The sequence below is a fragment of the Tateyamaria sp. LSS28 genome (assembly GCF_059611725.1).
Window position 1 is genome coordinate 89320 of sequence record NZ_JCAPFI010000001.1, and the last position, 14202, is coordinate 103521.

The following is a 14202-nucleotide window of genomic DNA, read 5'->3' on the forward strand; positions in this document are numbered from 1 at the left end:
CTATACACCGCTCAGCCTGACTCGGTTTTTCCGAATTGGGTTGCTTGTGCTGTGGCGCCTTCTTCGGCGCTTTCCAGCAGCACCAGCATCTGAACAAAAGGAATGATGACCTGACCTCTGGCGGGCGCAATGGCGGACCCGGTGAAGACACAGAGCTCTGAGGCGCGACAAACCTTCGTGGGCAAACCACGAGCATGATAGGAGTGATGGTCAATGGACCTGATCGCACAGCTAGAGGCGGAACAGATTGCCGCCCTGGGGAAAGACATCCCCGACTTCAAAGCCGGTGACACCATCCGCGTCGGCTACAAGGTGACCGAAGGCACGCGCACCCGTGTGCAGAACTACGAAGGCGTCTGCATCGCCCGCAACAACGGCTCGGGCATCGCCGGTTCGTTCACCGTTCGCAAGATTTCGTTTGGCGAAGGCGTGGAACGTGTGTTCCCGCTGTTTTCGACCAACATCGACAGCATCACCGTGGTCCGCCGCGGTCGTGTGCGTCGCGCCAAACTGTACTACCTCCGCACCCGCCGCGGCAAATCGGCCCGGATCGCGGAAGTCTCCAACTACAAACCCAAGAAGTCCGAAGGAGCCGAGGCATGAAGGCCGATACGCATCCCGACTACCACATCATCGACGTCAAGATGACGGACGGCACTGTGGTTCAAATGAAATCCACATGGGGCAAGGAAGGCGACCAACTGTCGCTCGACATCGACCCCTCCGTGCACCCCGCATGGACCGGCGGTTCGTCCCGCCTGATGGACACCGGTGGCCGCGTGTCGAAGTTCAAGAACAAATACGCCGGTCTGGGCTTCTAAAGCATCCACGCCACGTAAAAGACAAAGCCGCTCCAACGGGGGCGGCTTTTTTCGTTCAGGGCCAAAGCATCTTGCCGCGCGGCCCCGCCGTCGCGATAGTATCCCGATCCATCTGGGGGACGGCGATGCGCACCGCACTACTCATCTTGGCACTCTTGATCGCGGCCACACCAGCCGCGGCCCAGGCGGACATCCAAACTGCCACCAAACGCGCCAAGTCCGGTCAATTCGATGCACAAGGCCAAGTGCGCTGCGCACAAGAGGTCGGACAGGATCTTGGCACCTGTGACGCCTCGGTCGCCCGCGCGACAGGATCGGCAGCGGTGGTTGTGACCTTTCCCAACGGCTTTGCGCGCATGCTGACATTCTCGGACGGCGCATTCCTGCGCGGCAATGCGACAATGTCAGGGGTCGGAACGGATACCGACTGGCAGCTGACCAATGGCACCTACCATATCCGGGTGGATGACCAGCGCTTCGACATCCCCGAAACGCTGGTCACTGCAGATTAGCCGCCGGGCGTCAGCTTATAGATCGTACCTTCGTCGATGGACGTGTACAGGCTGCCATCCGGCCCCATGACCACAGACCGGAACCGGCCCGACTCCATCGGCAGGGTCATCTCGGTCACGTCCTCCACATCCGCAACATCTTCGTTGAATTGGATCACGTCGAGGCGTTGCCCAATGGGCGTGCCGCCAAATCCGATCCCCATGATGCCGACAACCATCGCGCCGTTCCACTCGCCCCAGGCATCACCCTCCAGGAACGCGGCCGAGGACATCCCCTGCGACCAGCCGTTGTTGTTCCAGACCGGTGGCATGGCATCAGGATAGGTGTCGAAATCGGTCATCGGCATGAACGCCGCACGCTCGTACCGGTTCATGCCCTCTTCCTGGTTGGGGCTGTAGCCACAGTAGTTGTCCGGGCAATCGCCACGCCCAGCCACGTTCGGGCGCGGGTCCCACCCGGCATTGCCACCGTTTTCCAGAATGGTGATTTCATCCGAATGCCATGGCCCGTGTTCTGCCGTGATGGCCTGCCCCGTCTCGGGGTGGAACGCGATACCCTGCACGTTGCGGTGCCCATAAGTGTACGTCCGCGCGTCAAAGCCTTCGGGCGGGCTGTTGTCGGCATGGGCATTGCCGTCAGTATCGATCCGGATCACTTTCGATCCCATCATCGTCGGGCTCTGCGGCACCTCGCCATTATGGGTGTCACCGGTTGTCAGCCACAACGCGCCATCCGCGCTGAACCGCACGCGACCGCCATTATGGGCACCGGGTCCCCCAAACGGGTGATCAGACGCCGCCATTTTGTAAGGCACATCGTCGATGATGTCCGTCCGATCCGACACGTTTGTGAAATCATCGCTGACCGTAAATCGCATCAGCCGGTTGGTGTGCGGGTCCGACATGTTCGATGTGGAATAGACATAGATGCGCCGGTTGTTGCCAAAGTCGGGGTCAAAGGCGACGCCCATCATGCCCGCCTGCCCTTCACAGAACAGGTCAGCGCCATTGGCCGCATATCCGGCCGTGTCGGCAACGCCGTAAAGCGCAGTCACAGTTCCATCCGGCATCCGCACGGACAGCCCCTTGCACTTTTCCGTAAACAGCATCGTGCCATCGTCGAGGAACGCCATGTCCCAAGGGTTTTCGAGGCCATCAAGCACGACCTCGTGCGTCAGACTGGTGGTGTTCATGCCGCTCTGGGCCAGCAGCGGCGATGATGAAATAGCCGTCGCCGCAAGCAGTGATGCAATGACCGATAGTTTGGAATGCGTGGTATAACCGGACATAGTTTCCTCCCTTAAATGGTGTCATTCGCCATCCGGAGGGTGCTCTTTGTTTTTATGTCCGGACAAGCCAGACTTTCACGGTATGGTGGTGCCATACGCTGGTCAATGTTTAGTTTACCCTAGGGCAACTTTACGCCGGTACGTCCATACGGATACGAATGCCTAGTCGAATGCCGTCGCCACGTAGACCGAAATATTGACAATATCCTCGTCCGACAGCCGCTTGGCATGAGAGATCATCAGGATCGAATTGGGCCCAATCTTTTCACCGGCACGATACCTTTCAAGCTGCGTGGCGATATAGGCAGGGTCCAGGTCAGCAAGTGCAGGATAGCTTGAGGCCCCTTGTGCCTTGTTGCCATGGCAAGCCCTGCACGATTTTCGAAAGATGTCCTGCGCCGCGTCCACGTCGATCACTTGGTCTTCGGATATCGCGGCGGCGCTAGCGCTGCTTTCGGTCGTGGTGTCCGCCCAAGTGGCGCACGCCCAAACGCTGATCGCGACGGTCAAAAGGCAGCGTATTAGCATCGACACGGGTCTCCTCTGCTTGCACAATCCCTCAGTAGTAGAAGGTCCAGCGCAATTCGTCCAATGCCCGTCCGCGTCGGGAACGCGATCGGATGGTCTGTATCCTGCTAGGACAGGCGGAGATTTAGCACCAAAGACACGTCACTGATCCCGCCTGTCTCCAGAACAGACGAGCCCACATCCAATGCCAGCTACTGCGGTGAAAACCCTAACAGTTCCTTAATTCGCCGCTGTAACCCATTGAAATTTCAAAGGCTGGAATATGTCCCACGCCGGGACACCCCTACCGCGACAGGGCCGCAGCCTCCTTCGCCAAGGCCTCGATCCCGGCCCAATCCCCGGCTGCAACCAAGTCCTTGGGGGCCACCCAGGACCCCCCGGCACAGACCACATTCGGCAGGCTCAGATAGCTATTCGCATTGCCCATGCTCACCCCACCCGTCGGGCAGAACGATATCTGCGGCAAGGGCGCACCAATCGCCTTCAAAGCAGGGGCACCACCCGAAGCCTCAGCCGGAAAAAACTTGAGCATGTCATATCCACGCTCGAACAAACACATCGCTTCAGACGCAGTGGCGGCACCCGGCAGTAGGGGCAATTCCTCGGCCTCGCAGGCGGCAATCAGCGCCTCGGTTGCACCCGGGGATACCCCGAACTGCGCGCCAGCCTCCTTGGCCGCCTTCACGTCATCCGGTGTCACCAAAGTCCCGGCACCAACAACCCCACCGGGCACCTTGGACATCGCAGCAATCACATCCAATGCGGCTGGCGTGCGCAGGGTCACCTCAAGCGCGGGCAGTCCACCTGCCACCAGCGCCTCGGCCAAAGGTTGGGCATGGGCGACATCGTCCACCACCAGCACCGGCACAATTGGCGCAAGGTCACAGATTTCACGGGCACGCACGGCAGCGGCTTTGGCAGTCAGCATTCAAAAGTCTCCAAATACGGTTGCGCCAGTATTGGCGGACCCGACGGTATTACGGAAGGCGTGGAACATGTCGCGCCCCGCCCCCCAGTGATTGCCCGAAAGATCGGCTGTGGCATGCGGACGGTCAAGCACACCTTCAGTCAGAACTTCAAGCTGCCCGGCCTCGGCATCGACACGGATCAGGTCGCCATCCCGCACTTGCGCGATCACGCCACCATCCAGCGCCTCGGGGCAGACATGGATGGCGGATGGGACTTTGCCGGATGCGCCGGACATGCGGCCATCCGTGACCAGCGCGACCTTCTGCCCACGGCCCTGCATGATACCCAGTATCGGTGTCAGGCTGTGCAATTCCGGCATCCCATTGGCCTTGGGTCCCTGGAACCGAACCACGATAACAAAATCACCCTCGCCGAATTCGCCGGCCTTGAACGCGGCCTTCACGTCGTCTTGTTCATGGAACACGCGCGCTGGGGCTTCGACGATCCGGTGTTCCGGTGCCACGGCCGAGATTTTCATGACCCCTGTTCCCAAGTTACCGGCAAGGCGGCTCAGCCCACCGGTTGCCTGAAACGGATCAGCCGCAGGGCGCACGATCTTGTCGTTCAGGCTTTTGCCCGCACCCGCTTGCCAAGTCAGTGCACCGTCGATCAGCTTGGGTTCCTGCGTGTAATTCTCCAACCCCTCACCCGCGACGGTTTGCGTGTCATCGTGCAGCAAGCCTGCGCCCAAAAGCTCGCCAATCATGAAGCCAAGACCGCCCGCCGCATGGAAGTGGTTCACGTCCGCCAGACCGTTGGGATAGACGCGCGCGATCAGCGGTGTCACCTCGGACAGGTCGCAGAAGTCTTCCCAATCCAGCACAATGCCCCCGGCCCGCGCCATGGCGATCAAGTGGATCAAAAGGTTGGTCGACCCGCCCGTCGCATTCAGGCCAACAATCCCGTTCACAAACGCCTTTTCGTCCAGGATATTGCAGACCGGCGTGTAGTTGTTGCCCAAGGCCGACAAGGACAGCGCGCGCTTGGCCCCTTCAACCGTCAGCGCATCGCGCAGCGGCGTATTCGGGTTGACGAAGGACGAGCCCGGCAAATGCAGGCCCATGAATTCCATCAGCATCTGGTTGGTGTTGGCCGTGCCATAGAAGGTACAGGTGCCCGGACCATGGTAGGCAGCCATTTCCGACGCGAGCAATTCCTCACGCGTCGCTTCGCCCGCCGCGAACCTCTGGCGGACCTTGGCCTTTTCATCATTGGACAAGCCGCTGGTCATCGGACCTGCAGGGAGGAAGACAGCTGGCATGTGACCAAAGGATTGGGCCGCGATGATCAAACCCGGCACGATCTTGTCGCAGACGCCCAGAAAGACGGCGGCATCGAAGACATTGTGGGACAGCGCCACACCGGTCGCCATGGCAATGACATCGCGCGAAAACAGGCTTAGTTCCATGCCCGCCTCGCCTTGGGTCACACCGTCGCACATGGCGGGCACACCGCCCGCCACTTGCGCAGTTCCGCCCTCCGCCCGGATCGCGTCGCGGATCAGGGTCGGGTAGGTCTCGAACGGCTGATGTGCCGACAGCATGTCATTGTAGGCCGTGACAATCCCAAGATTGCCAACGCTTGCTTCGGCCAGCCGGGACTGGTCAGGACCCGCAGCGGCAAACGCATGGGCCTGGCCGCTACAGGACAGGTGCGCGCGGGCCGGACCTTGGGACTTGGCCGTAGCCATCCGATCCAGATACCGACGTCGTGTCGGTGCGCTGCGTTCGATCACACGTTCAGTCACGCGCTCAAGTGTAGGGTGCAGGGGCATCGTGCTCTCCTATCTCCTCATCTCGGTTTGGCCACATCTTATCACAGAGCGCCTGATAGCGCTAACAGCTTCGTTGTGCAATCACCGCGCCACGGTGCCGCAGGAAAGTTTCCATGCCCGCTTTCAAAGGGTGTGAACACAACATATAGTGGCCCAAAATTCGCAAAGCGGATGTGCGGTAAGGGGACAATCATGGCGCATATCATTGTTGTCGGCAACGAAAAGGGCGGGGCTGGCAAGTCCACCGTGTCGATGCATGTGGCCACAGCACTGGCGCGCGCTGGCAAGAAAGTCAGCGCACTCGATCTTGACCTGAGGCAACGGACATTCGGACGCTATGTCGAAAACCGCCGCACGTTTCTGGCGTCGGCTGACCTCGACCTGCCGTCACCGGATGTGCACGACCTGCCCGAGATCGACGCGTCGCAACTCAAGCCCGGCGAGAATATCTATGATCATAGGCTCAGCGCGGCGGTGGCGACGCTCGAACCCGACAATGACTTTATCCTGATCGACTGCCCCGGCTCTCACACGCGGCTCAGTCAGGTCGCGCATTCGCTGGCCGACACGCTGATCACGCCCCTGAATGACAGCTTTGTCGATTTCGACCTGCTGGCGCGCATCGACTCGACGGGTGAGAAGATTCTTGGTCCCTCGGTCTATTCTGAGATGGTGTGGAACGCCCGTCAGTTGCGCGCGCAAGCGGGCCTGAAGCCCATCGACTGGATCGTTCTGCGCAACCGCATGGGCGCCCAGCGCATGGTCAACAAGGAAAAGATGGAACGCGCCATCAAGATGCTGGCCAAGCGTATCGGCTTCCGCATCGCACCCGGCTTTTCCGAACGGGTCATCTTCCGTGAACTGTTCCCGCGTGGGCTAACCCTACTCGATCTCAAGGACATCGGGGTGAAGCAACTGAACATCTCGAATGTGGCGGCGCGACAAGAGTTACGGGACCTGATCAAGGCACTGAACCTGCCCGAGATCGAGGTCGACTTCTGATCCTAGTCTCGCTGCGCCAGACGCAACAACAAGCCACGCAACATGTTCGCTTCTTCAGTTGAAATACCGTCTATCAGGGCAGCATCGTAGTCCTGCGCGATGCCCTTCAAGTCGCGATAGACCTGCTGCCCGGCCGGTGTCAGGGTCAAGTATTCGACGCGTCGATCCTTATCTGCGCGCGTGCGGGTCAGGTATCGGCGCTCCGCCAGCCTTTGCACTGCGCGGCTGATCTTGGTCTTGTGCATCTGCGCACGCGCACCAATGTCGCTGGCCGTCATGCGGCCGTAGATGCCCAGGTGAAACAGCACCCGCCACTCGTTCCGCAGCATCCCATACTTGTCCTTATAGACCTTCTGGAACTCAAGGCTCGACGCCTCGGCCGCCTGGTTCAGCAAATAGGGCAGGAACTGGCGGACATCGAAGTCTTTGGCTGATTTCATTGGGGCATCGCTTGTTAGTTACAAAAACAACTATTACATCGGCAACCAATTCCGCAAGAGGGATCGCCATGAACCGCCAATCCGCGCCGCATTCCATGATCCAGGCCCCATCCGGGGCAGGTATCACCGAAAGGTACATGCCGGGCTTCGGCAATGATTTCGAAACCGAAGCACTGCCGGGTGCCCTGCCCGAAGGGATGAACTCGCCCCAGAAATGCAATTACGGGCTATATGGTGAGCAATTGAGCGGCACCGCCTTTACTGATGTGCGGCCCGAACGCACGTGGTGTTACCGCATCCGCCCCTCCGTAAAACACTCCGGTCGGTACAACCGCATTGACCTGCCCTATTGGAAATCCGCACCACACATCCCGGAAGACGTGACCAGCTTGGGGCAGTATCGCTGGGATCCCGTGCCACACACCGATCAGGACCTGACATGGCTGACCGGTATGCACACCATGACGACAGCGGGTGACGTGAACACGCAGGTGGGCATGGCGAGCCATATCTATCTGGTGACTGCGTCGATGAAGGACGCTTACTTCTACTCCGCCGACAGCGAGCTTCTGGTGGTTCCACAAGAAGGGCGGCTGCGCTTTTGCACCGAACTGGGGATCATCGACGTTGCACCGCAGGACATTGTAATCCTGCCACGTGGCCTTGTGTACCGGGTCGAGGTGCTGGAAGGCCCCGCACGTGGCTTCGTCTGCGAAAACTACGGCGCAAAGTTCGAATTGCCCGGGCGCGGCCCGATCGGTGCCAACTGCATGGCGAACCCGCGTGATTTCAAAGCTCCGGTCGCCGCGTTCGAGGACCGCGAGGTTCCCTCGACCCTCACGATCAAATGGTGCGGCCAGTTCCACGAGACGGAGATTGGTCACTCACCGCTGGATGTGGTGGCATGGCACGGCAACTATGCGCCGCTGAAATACGACCTGAAAACCTATTGTCCGGTCGGTGCCATCCTGTTCGACCACCCCGACCCGTCGATCTTTACTGTGCTGACCGCGCCCTCCGGCCAACCGGGCGTGGCCAATATCGACTTTGTGCTGTTCCGCGAACGCTGGATGGTGGCCGAAGACACGTTCCGCCCGCCGTGGTATCACAAGAACATCATGTCCGAGTTGATGGGCAACATATATGGCCAGTACGACGCCAAACCGAAAGGGTTCGTGCCGGGAGGCATGTCCCTGCACAACATGATGCTGCCCCACGGACCGGACAAAAACGCGTTCGAAGGGGCCAGCAATGTCGAGCTTGAACCACACAAGCTCGACAACACGATGTCCTTCATGTTCGAAACCCGCTTCCCCCAGCACTTGACCCAGTTCGCTGCGCAAGAGGCACCGCTGCAGGACGATTACATCGATTGCTGGACGGATATTGAGAAGAAGTTCGACGGGACACCGGGCAAGAAATGATTGACCCCGGCCTTGTCGCGATTGTTGTCTTTGTCGGTCTTGTCGGTGGCGTCATCTGGTCCTGGCGATCCAAGAAAGATCACATCGCTCCACTGGATCACACGCGCGCGCAACCCGGTCGACGCCTTGAAGGATCGGATCACGTTGGCGGGGGCGGCTCGGACTGATGGCCTTTCTGTCTTCTCTTTCGCAGGCCAACTGGCTGCTGATCGGACTGACCGCCCCCGCCCCGACTTCAACTCTTTCAACACCTGATTTCATGTAGGACCTTAAGATGCCGCTGAATTCCTCATGGGTGGGCAGTGCGAACAGCGCTGACACCGACTTTCCTCTAAACAACCTGCCTTACGGTGTCTTCTCGACCGACACCCTTGATGCCCGCTGTGGCGTGGCCATCGGGGATATGATCTTCGATATGTATGCAGCTGAGGAACAGGGGATCATCGACCTTACGGACGAGCCGCTCTTCGGCGTGCCCTTCTGGAACGAACTGATGGAGCAAGGACCCGCCGTCTGGACGGCATTGCGCAACCGGCTCACCGACCTGCTCGCCGAAGGGTCCAAGGATCAGGCGCTTGTCGAACCGCTACTTGTGCCAATGACCGATGCGACGCTTCATATGCCACTGGTCGTGTCCGAGTTCACCGACTTCTACGCAGGCCGTCACCACGCCACAAATGTGGGCACCATGTTCCGTGGGCCAGAAAACGCACTGCCGCCGAACTGGCTGCATATCCCTATCGGCTACAATGGACGTGCCTCTTCCGTGGTTGTCTCAGGCACCGACATCCGCCGCCCTTGGGGGCAGTTGAAGTCGCCAGACCATGACTTACCTGCCTTCCTGCCCTCACGCCGTTTTGACCTCGAGCTGGAAATGGGTGCCATTGTCGGCATGGCCTCGGACGGTCCCATCTCGGTTGACGAGGCCGATGCCGCCATCTTTGGCTATGTGCTGCTGAACGACTGGTCCGCGCGCGACATCCAAGCGTGGGAATACCAGCCGCTCGGCCCGTTTCAGGCCAAGGCAACCGCCACCTCAATCAGCCCATGGATTGTAACCAAGGCGGCCTTGGAGCCCTTCCGCACGTCCACGCCCGACCGTGAATTCGAGTTGCTCGACCACCTCAAGGACACCGGCCCGATGCTTTATGACATCGACCTGAGCGTCACGCTTGCCCCGGAGGGCAAAGAGGCCACAACGATCGCCGAAACCAACTATCGCGAGATGTATTATTCCTCGGCCCAGCAACTGGCGCATCACAGCACATCGGGCTGCCCGATGAATGTGGGCGACCTTTTGGGGTCTGGGACCATCTCTGGCCCGACGAAACCAGAGCGCGGCAGCCTGCTGGAATTGAGCTGGGGTGGGAAGGAGCCACTGACGCTCGATACCGGAGAGACACGCACCTTTCTGGAAGACGGCGATACGCTGACACTTGCAGGACATGCGCGGGGCGACGGATACCGTATCGGCTTCGGCACATGTGCTGGAACGATCCTTGCAGCGCTGGACGATCCGTACAAACGCTGATGTGTGTCTTTTGGCTGGCAAAACGTCGCGTTCGTGGCGGCGTCACTGTCCATATCAGCGGAGGCACAAGACCATGACGAACAAACACGGTCCGACCCGGGGTGATCTGTTGTTCCGGTTCTGGTTCTCGCTTGCGGGCTTTTCCCTCCTGATCGGCGCCTTGGTCTTTCGTGGCATCCCGCAAGGCCCTGCCGGGTGGGAGGCCATTGGTCTGGCCACGCTGTTCTTTGGCGGCACCCTGGTCTGGACCTTGTGGAAGCTGATCCGGCGCGATCACAGCGAGCGCGCGGAATAGGAAACAAGGGTCTTTAGCTTCCAAACCTGCAATGGGCCGAAATACTTGGGCGCCATCCGAACGCTCCCACGACAAGACATGAAGAACTGCCAAGCCACACAGGCGATCAGGTGCGCAGCGCAGGCGGGATTTCAAACACACACTTGCGCGGCACATCGAAATTTGAAACCGTCATGGATATCTCTGGCACGGGTTGATTGCTCAAGCGCCGCTGACATCCACTTCCACGAAAGGGAAGGACATGAAGACGCGGTTCTTCGCCCGCGCCACGGCAACATCCTTAAGACCAAACAGATCAACGCATCAACGGGCACCCATCAGACGGTGCGCTGCAGGCGGGTTCAGCCTGCGGTCAGGGGCGGCATGTTTTTTGACGTTGATGAGCTTACATGACTGACATTCTGGTTCCCAAGTCCATGATTGCGGATCCAAATCGTTTTGGCGGGGTGGCACATGGTGACTGCGTGCACGGCGCGCCGGTTGTGAAAGACGGGCGGTTGATGGCACTTGATGCACCAACGGGCATAGCAACCCGCATAGTGCTGCCCAAACTGGTCGAACCGCATTGCCATCTCGACAAGTGCCACACCATCAGTCGGCTGGGTCAGGTGGGCGGCGACCTGCATCATGCCCTCGCCAGCCAGCGTGCGGACAAAGTGCATTGGGACGAAGACGACATTCGCGCGCGCGCGACCAAGGGGGTGAAGGAAGCGCATCAAAACGGCTGCGGGTTGATCAGAAGCCACGTGGATTGGGGTGATGAACCCGCACCCCCACTCTCTTGGTCCGTTCTGGTCGAACTGGCCGAGGATCACCCAGGCCTGCAGCTCTCGGCCCTGACCAGTATCGAACAATGGACGTATCCGGAATTTTCCAACACGGTCGGCAAGGTATTGTCCTTCACGGACGGTGTGTTGGGGGCATTTATCCACGGGCACGAAAAGACACGCGCCGGGTTGGAGGTCCTGTTTGCAACGGCATCCCAACATGGCCTGATGCTGGACTTCCACGTGGACGAAGGATCGGGCGGCCTCAACGGTCTGGAGCAGATCGCCGATGTTGCGCTTGAGGCCGGCTTTGACCGCCCCATCATGTGCGGCCATTGCGTAAGCCTGATGGACAGACCTTTACACGACGTACAACGCATCGCCGACAAACTCGCCCACGCAGGGATCACGGTGTGCACGCTGCCAATCACCAATCTGTACCTGCAAGGCCGCACCGACGGCACACCGGACCGGCGCGGGATCACCCGGCTGAGAGAACTGCGGGACGCGGGCGTGCCCATCGTCGTGGGTTCCGACAATGTTGCGGATGCCTTCTGTCCTGTTGGCGCGCATGATCCTTGTGCCGCATTGGCGCTTGCCTGCGTCGCGGCGCATTTGGACCCTCCCATGGGGGATTGGCTGCCCGCAATCACGACGGATGCGGCGCATGCTCTTGGAGGGGCGGCCGTTACAGTAGATGGTGCCCACTTGACCGACATGCTGACATGCGACGTCACGCACACCGCCGATCTGCTATCTGGTCGTGTGCCGCTGCGGCCAGCGCTTGACACGCTCATATGATCGCAATTGCGGGCCAGACCGGCTTCATTGGACAAGCGCAAACCTGCTCGTAACAACAAAAACAGATCCTGACAGCCATCCCCCGCACTCAACCGGCGAAACGACCAATGACGTGCCCATATCCAGTCAAAAGGCGGTTTTGGGCCCGAGAACGGCGTAGAATCACAAAAACATCGGAATCTTGTCGACTATTTCTATGTGCACGGCCCCCGACGATGGGGTTGACGCCATGCGCCCGATCGTTTGAACTCCGGGCGTCTCCCGGGAAGGGGTGGCGAAAAAACGCAGGATAACTGCAACACCAAAAGGTCGGGCACTCACCCTGACCACATAAGGACGCGAACATCTGTTCGTGACGCCAACAGAGAGGAAGAACATGACCTTTGTAACACGTACCGGCAAGCCGCTGCCGCAATCCATCTTGGATTCGGCTGGCAAAGTCGGCACCGATCCGATCAACCGCCGCGAGTTTCTGGCTACGGCCAGCAGCTTTGGCGCCACTGCCGCCGTTGCCTATGGCATGCTCGGCATGAGCGCCCCTGCCGCGCAGGCCGCGGGCCACAAGGAAGGCGGCACGCTCCGCTATCAGACCGAGGTTCGCGCGCTCAAGGACCCGCGCACCTATGACTGGTCACAGATTGCCAACTTCTCGCGTGGCTGGCTGGAATACCTGGTCACCTACGAAAACGACGGCACCTTCCAGCCGTCGCTGCTGGAAAGCTGGGAAATCAACGATGATGCCACCCTCTACACCCTGAACGTCCGCAAAGGCGTCAAGTGGAACAACGGTGAAGACTTCACCGCCGAGGACGTGGCCCGCAACATCGCAGGCTGGTGCGAGAAAGACCTCGAAGGCAACTCGATGGCCGGTCGCTTCAACACACTGATCGACCCTGACACGAACAAGGCCATCGAAGGCGCCATCGAAGTGGTTGATAGCCACACCGTCAAGCTGAACTTGCCCGCCTCCGACATCTCGCTTATCGCGGGCATGGCGGACTACCCGGCAGCCATCGTGCACAGCTCGTACACAGCCGACACCGCGCTCAGCAATCCCATCGGCACCGGCCCCTACCTGCCTGAGTCGCTCGAAGTGGGCGTCAAAGGCGTGCTGGTGAAGAACGTCGACCACACCTGGTGGGGCACTGAGGTCAACGGCGGCCCCTACATGGACCGCATCGAGTACATCGACTACGGCACCGATCCGGCAGCCTGGATGGCGGCATCGGAAGCCGATGAAGTTGACATGAACTACTCGGTTGATGGAGATTTCGTTGACCTGATCGCGTCCATCGACGGCATGGTGCAGAACGACATCGTGACCGCCGCCACCCTGGTGATCCGGCCCAACCAGCTGGCCGAAGTCGATGGCAAGCGCATCTACGAAGACGAACGCGTGCGCCGCGCCATCACCATGGCCGTCGACAACAACATCCTGCTCGAACTGGGCATCGGTGGCCGTGGCGAAGTGGCCGAAAACCACCACGTCGCACCGTTCCACCCGGAATATGCCGAACTGCCCGCGATGGAGGTGGACCCCGCAGGTGCCAAGGCCCTGATGGACGAGGCCGGCATGGGCGATTTCGAGCACGAGCTGATCTCGATCGACGATGGTTACCGGAAGGACACCACCGATGCAGTCGCAGCCCAGTTGCGCGACGCAGGTATCAACGTCAAACGGACGGTGCTGCCTGGCTCGACCTTCTGGAACGATTGGGCCAAGTACCCGTTCAGCTCCACCAACTGGAACCACCGCCCGCTGGGCGTCCAGATCTGGGCGCTGGCCTATCGCTCGGGCGAAGCGTGGAACGAGTTTGGCTGGTCCAACCCCGAGTTCGACGAGAACCTGAAAAAGGCGCTGGCAACAGCGGATGTGGAAGAACGCCGCAAGCTGATGGCCATCGGCCAGAAGATGATCCAGGACGCGGGCGTTACGATCCAGCCCTACTGGCGGTCGCTGACCAACCACACCAAGGAAGGTTTGGTGGGTGGCGAACACCACATCACATATGAATTCCGTCCGGCGCAGGTCGCCTGGACCTGATCCAT

16 protein-coding genes are annotated in these 14202 nt (G+C 60.0%); 10 read left to right on the plus strand and 6 right to left on the minus strand.

Annotated features, from left to right (window positions below; genetic code table 11):
* Positions 1 to 11: 11 nt before the first annotated feature.
* Positions 12 to 185 carry a hypothetical protein gene (locus AC53L6_RS00550; RefSeq protein WP_496906417.1) on the minus strand — a complete coding sequence of 58 codons (174 nt, stop codon included), beginning with the start codon at positions 183 to 185 and terminating at the stop codon, positions 12 to 14.
* Between the two features lie 28 nt (positions 186 to 213).
* Here AC53L6_RS00550 and rplS point away from each other — a divergent pair, with 28 nt between their 5' ends.
* The 3 genes from rplS (at position 214) to AC53L6_RS00565 (ending at position 1333) form a co-directional block, all read left to right on the plus strand.
* Entirely contained in the window at positions 214 to 603 is a 390-nt protein-coding gene (gene rplS, locus AC53L6_RS00555) for a 50S ribosomal protein L19 (protein WP_189368162.1), read from the plus strand.
* A complete protein-coding gene (rpmE, locus tag AC53L6_RS00560; protein WP_189368161.1) occupies positions 600 to 821 on the plus strand; it encodes a 50S ribosomal protein L31 in 222 nt (73 codons plus the stop codon). The genes rplS and rpmE overlap by 4 nt, the downstream gene beginning before the upstream one ends.
* Before the next feature lie 125 nt (positions 822 to 946).
* Positions 947 to 1333: a hypothetical protein gene (locus tag AC53L6_RS00565; protein ID WP_496906418.1), complete on the plus strand. Its 387-nt coding sequence runs from the start codon at positions 947 to 949 to the stop codon at positions 1331 to 1333.
* Here the strand turns inward: AC53L6_RS00565 and AC53L6_RS00570 are convergent.
* From AC53L6_RS00570 to edd, 4 genes are all read right to left on the minus strand, one after another.
* Positions 1330 to 2622 (minus strand): PQQ-dependent sugar dehydrogenase, encoded by a 1293-nt coding sequence (locus AC53L6_RS00570; RefSeq protein ID WP_496906419.1) that lies wholly within the window; start codon positions 2620 to 2622, stop codon positions 1330 to 1332. The two genes, AC53L6_RS00565 and AC53L6_RS00570, sit on opposite strands and share 4 nt — an antisense overlap.
* Positions 2623 to 2784: 162 nt before the next feature.
* A complete protein-coding gene (locus tag AC53L6_RS00575) occupies positions 2785 to 3150 on the minus strand; it encodes a c-type cytochrome (protein WP_299208087.1) in 366 nt (121 codons plus the stop codon).
* Between the two features lie 283 nt (positions 3151 to 3433).
* Positions 3434 to 4078 carry a bifunctional 4-hydroxy-2-oxoglutarate aldolase/2-dehydro-3-deoxy-phosphogluconate aldolase gene (gene eda / locus AC53L6_RS00580; protein ID WP_496906420.1) on the minus strand — a complete coding sequence of 215 codons (645 nt, stop codon included), beginning with the start codon at positions 4076 to 4078 and terminating at the stop codon, positions 3434 to 3436.
* Complete coding sequence (gene edd, locus AC53L6_RS00585; RefSeq protein WP_496906421.1) at positions 4079 to 5893, minus strand: phosphogluconate dehydratase; 1815 nt, start codon at positions 5891 to 5893, stop codon at positions 4079 to 4081.
* A gap of 192 nt (positions 5894 to 6085) precedes the next feature.
* Between edd and AC53L6_RS00590 the strand changes: the two genes are divergently transcribed.
* Complete coding sequence (locus tag AC53L6_RS00590) at positions 6086 to 6895, plus strand: division plane positioning ATPase MipZ (protein WP_299599794.1); 810 nt, start codon at positions 6086 to 6088, stop codon at positions 6893 to 6895.
* A gap of 2 nt (positions 6896 to 6897) precedes the next feature.
* Here AC53L6_RS00590 and AC53L6_RS00595 read toward each other — a convergent pair whose 3' ends face one another.
* A complete protein-coding gene (locus AC53L6_RS00595; RefSeq protein ID WP_496906422.1) occupies positions 6898 to 7335 on the minus strand; it encodes a MarR family winged helix-turn-helix transcriptional regulator in 438 nt (145 codons plus the stop codon).
* 68 nt (positions 7336 to 7403) lie between these two features.
* Between AC53L6_RS00595 and hmgA the strand changes: the two genes are divergently transcribed.
* The 6 genes from hmgA to AC53L6_RS00625 all read left to right on the plus strand — a co-directional run bounded on the left by hmgA (position 7404) and on the right by AC53L6_RS00625 (position 14197).
* Entirely contained in the window at positions 7404 to 8759 is a 1356-nt protein-coding gene (gene hmgA, locus AC53L6_RS00600; RefSeq protein WP_496906423.1) for a homogentisate 1,2-dioxygenase, read from the plus strand.
* Complete coding sequence (locus tag AC53L6_RS00605) at positions 8756 to 8926, plus strand: hypothetical protein (RefSeq protein WP_496906424.1); 171 nt, start codon at positions 8756 to 8758, stop codon at positions 8924 to 8926. The genes hmgA and AC53L6_RS00605 overlap by 4 nt, the downstream gene beginning before the upstream one ends.
* 107 nt (positions 8927 to 9033) lie before the next feature.
* On the plus strand, positions 9034 to 10290 hold the full coding sequence (fahA, locus tag AC53L6_RS00610) for a fumarylacetoacetase (RefSeq protein WP_496906425.1): 1257 nt from the start codon (positions 9034 to 9036) through the stop codon (positions 10288 to 10290).
* A 73-nt stretch (positions 10291 to 10363) separates the two neighbouring features.
* Positions 10364 to 10585 (plus strand): hypothetical protein, encoded by a 222-nt coding sequence (locus AC53L6_RS00615; RefSeq protein WP_496906426.1) that lies wholly within the window; start codon positions 10364 to 10366, stop codon positions 10583 to 10585.
* Between the two features lie 389 nt (positions 10586 to 10974).
* Positions 10975 to 12153 (plus strand): amidohydrolase family protein, encoded by a 1179-nt coding sequence (locus AC53L6_RS00620; RefSeq protein ID WP_496906427.1) that lies wholly within the window; start codon positions 10975 to 10977, stop codon positions 12151 to 12153.
* A gap of 376 nt (positions 12154 to 12529) precedes the next feature.
* Entirely contained in the window at positions 12530 to 14197 is a 1668-nt protein-coding gene (locus AC53L6_RS00625; protein ID WP_299750232.1) for an ABC transporter substrate-binding protein, read from the plus strand.
* The last annotated feature ends 5 nt before the right edge of the window (positions 14198 to 14202 follow it).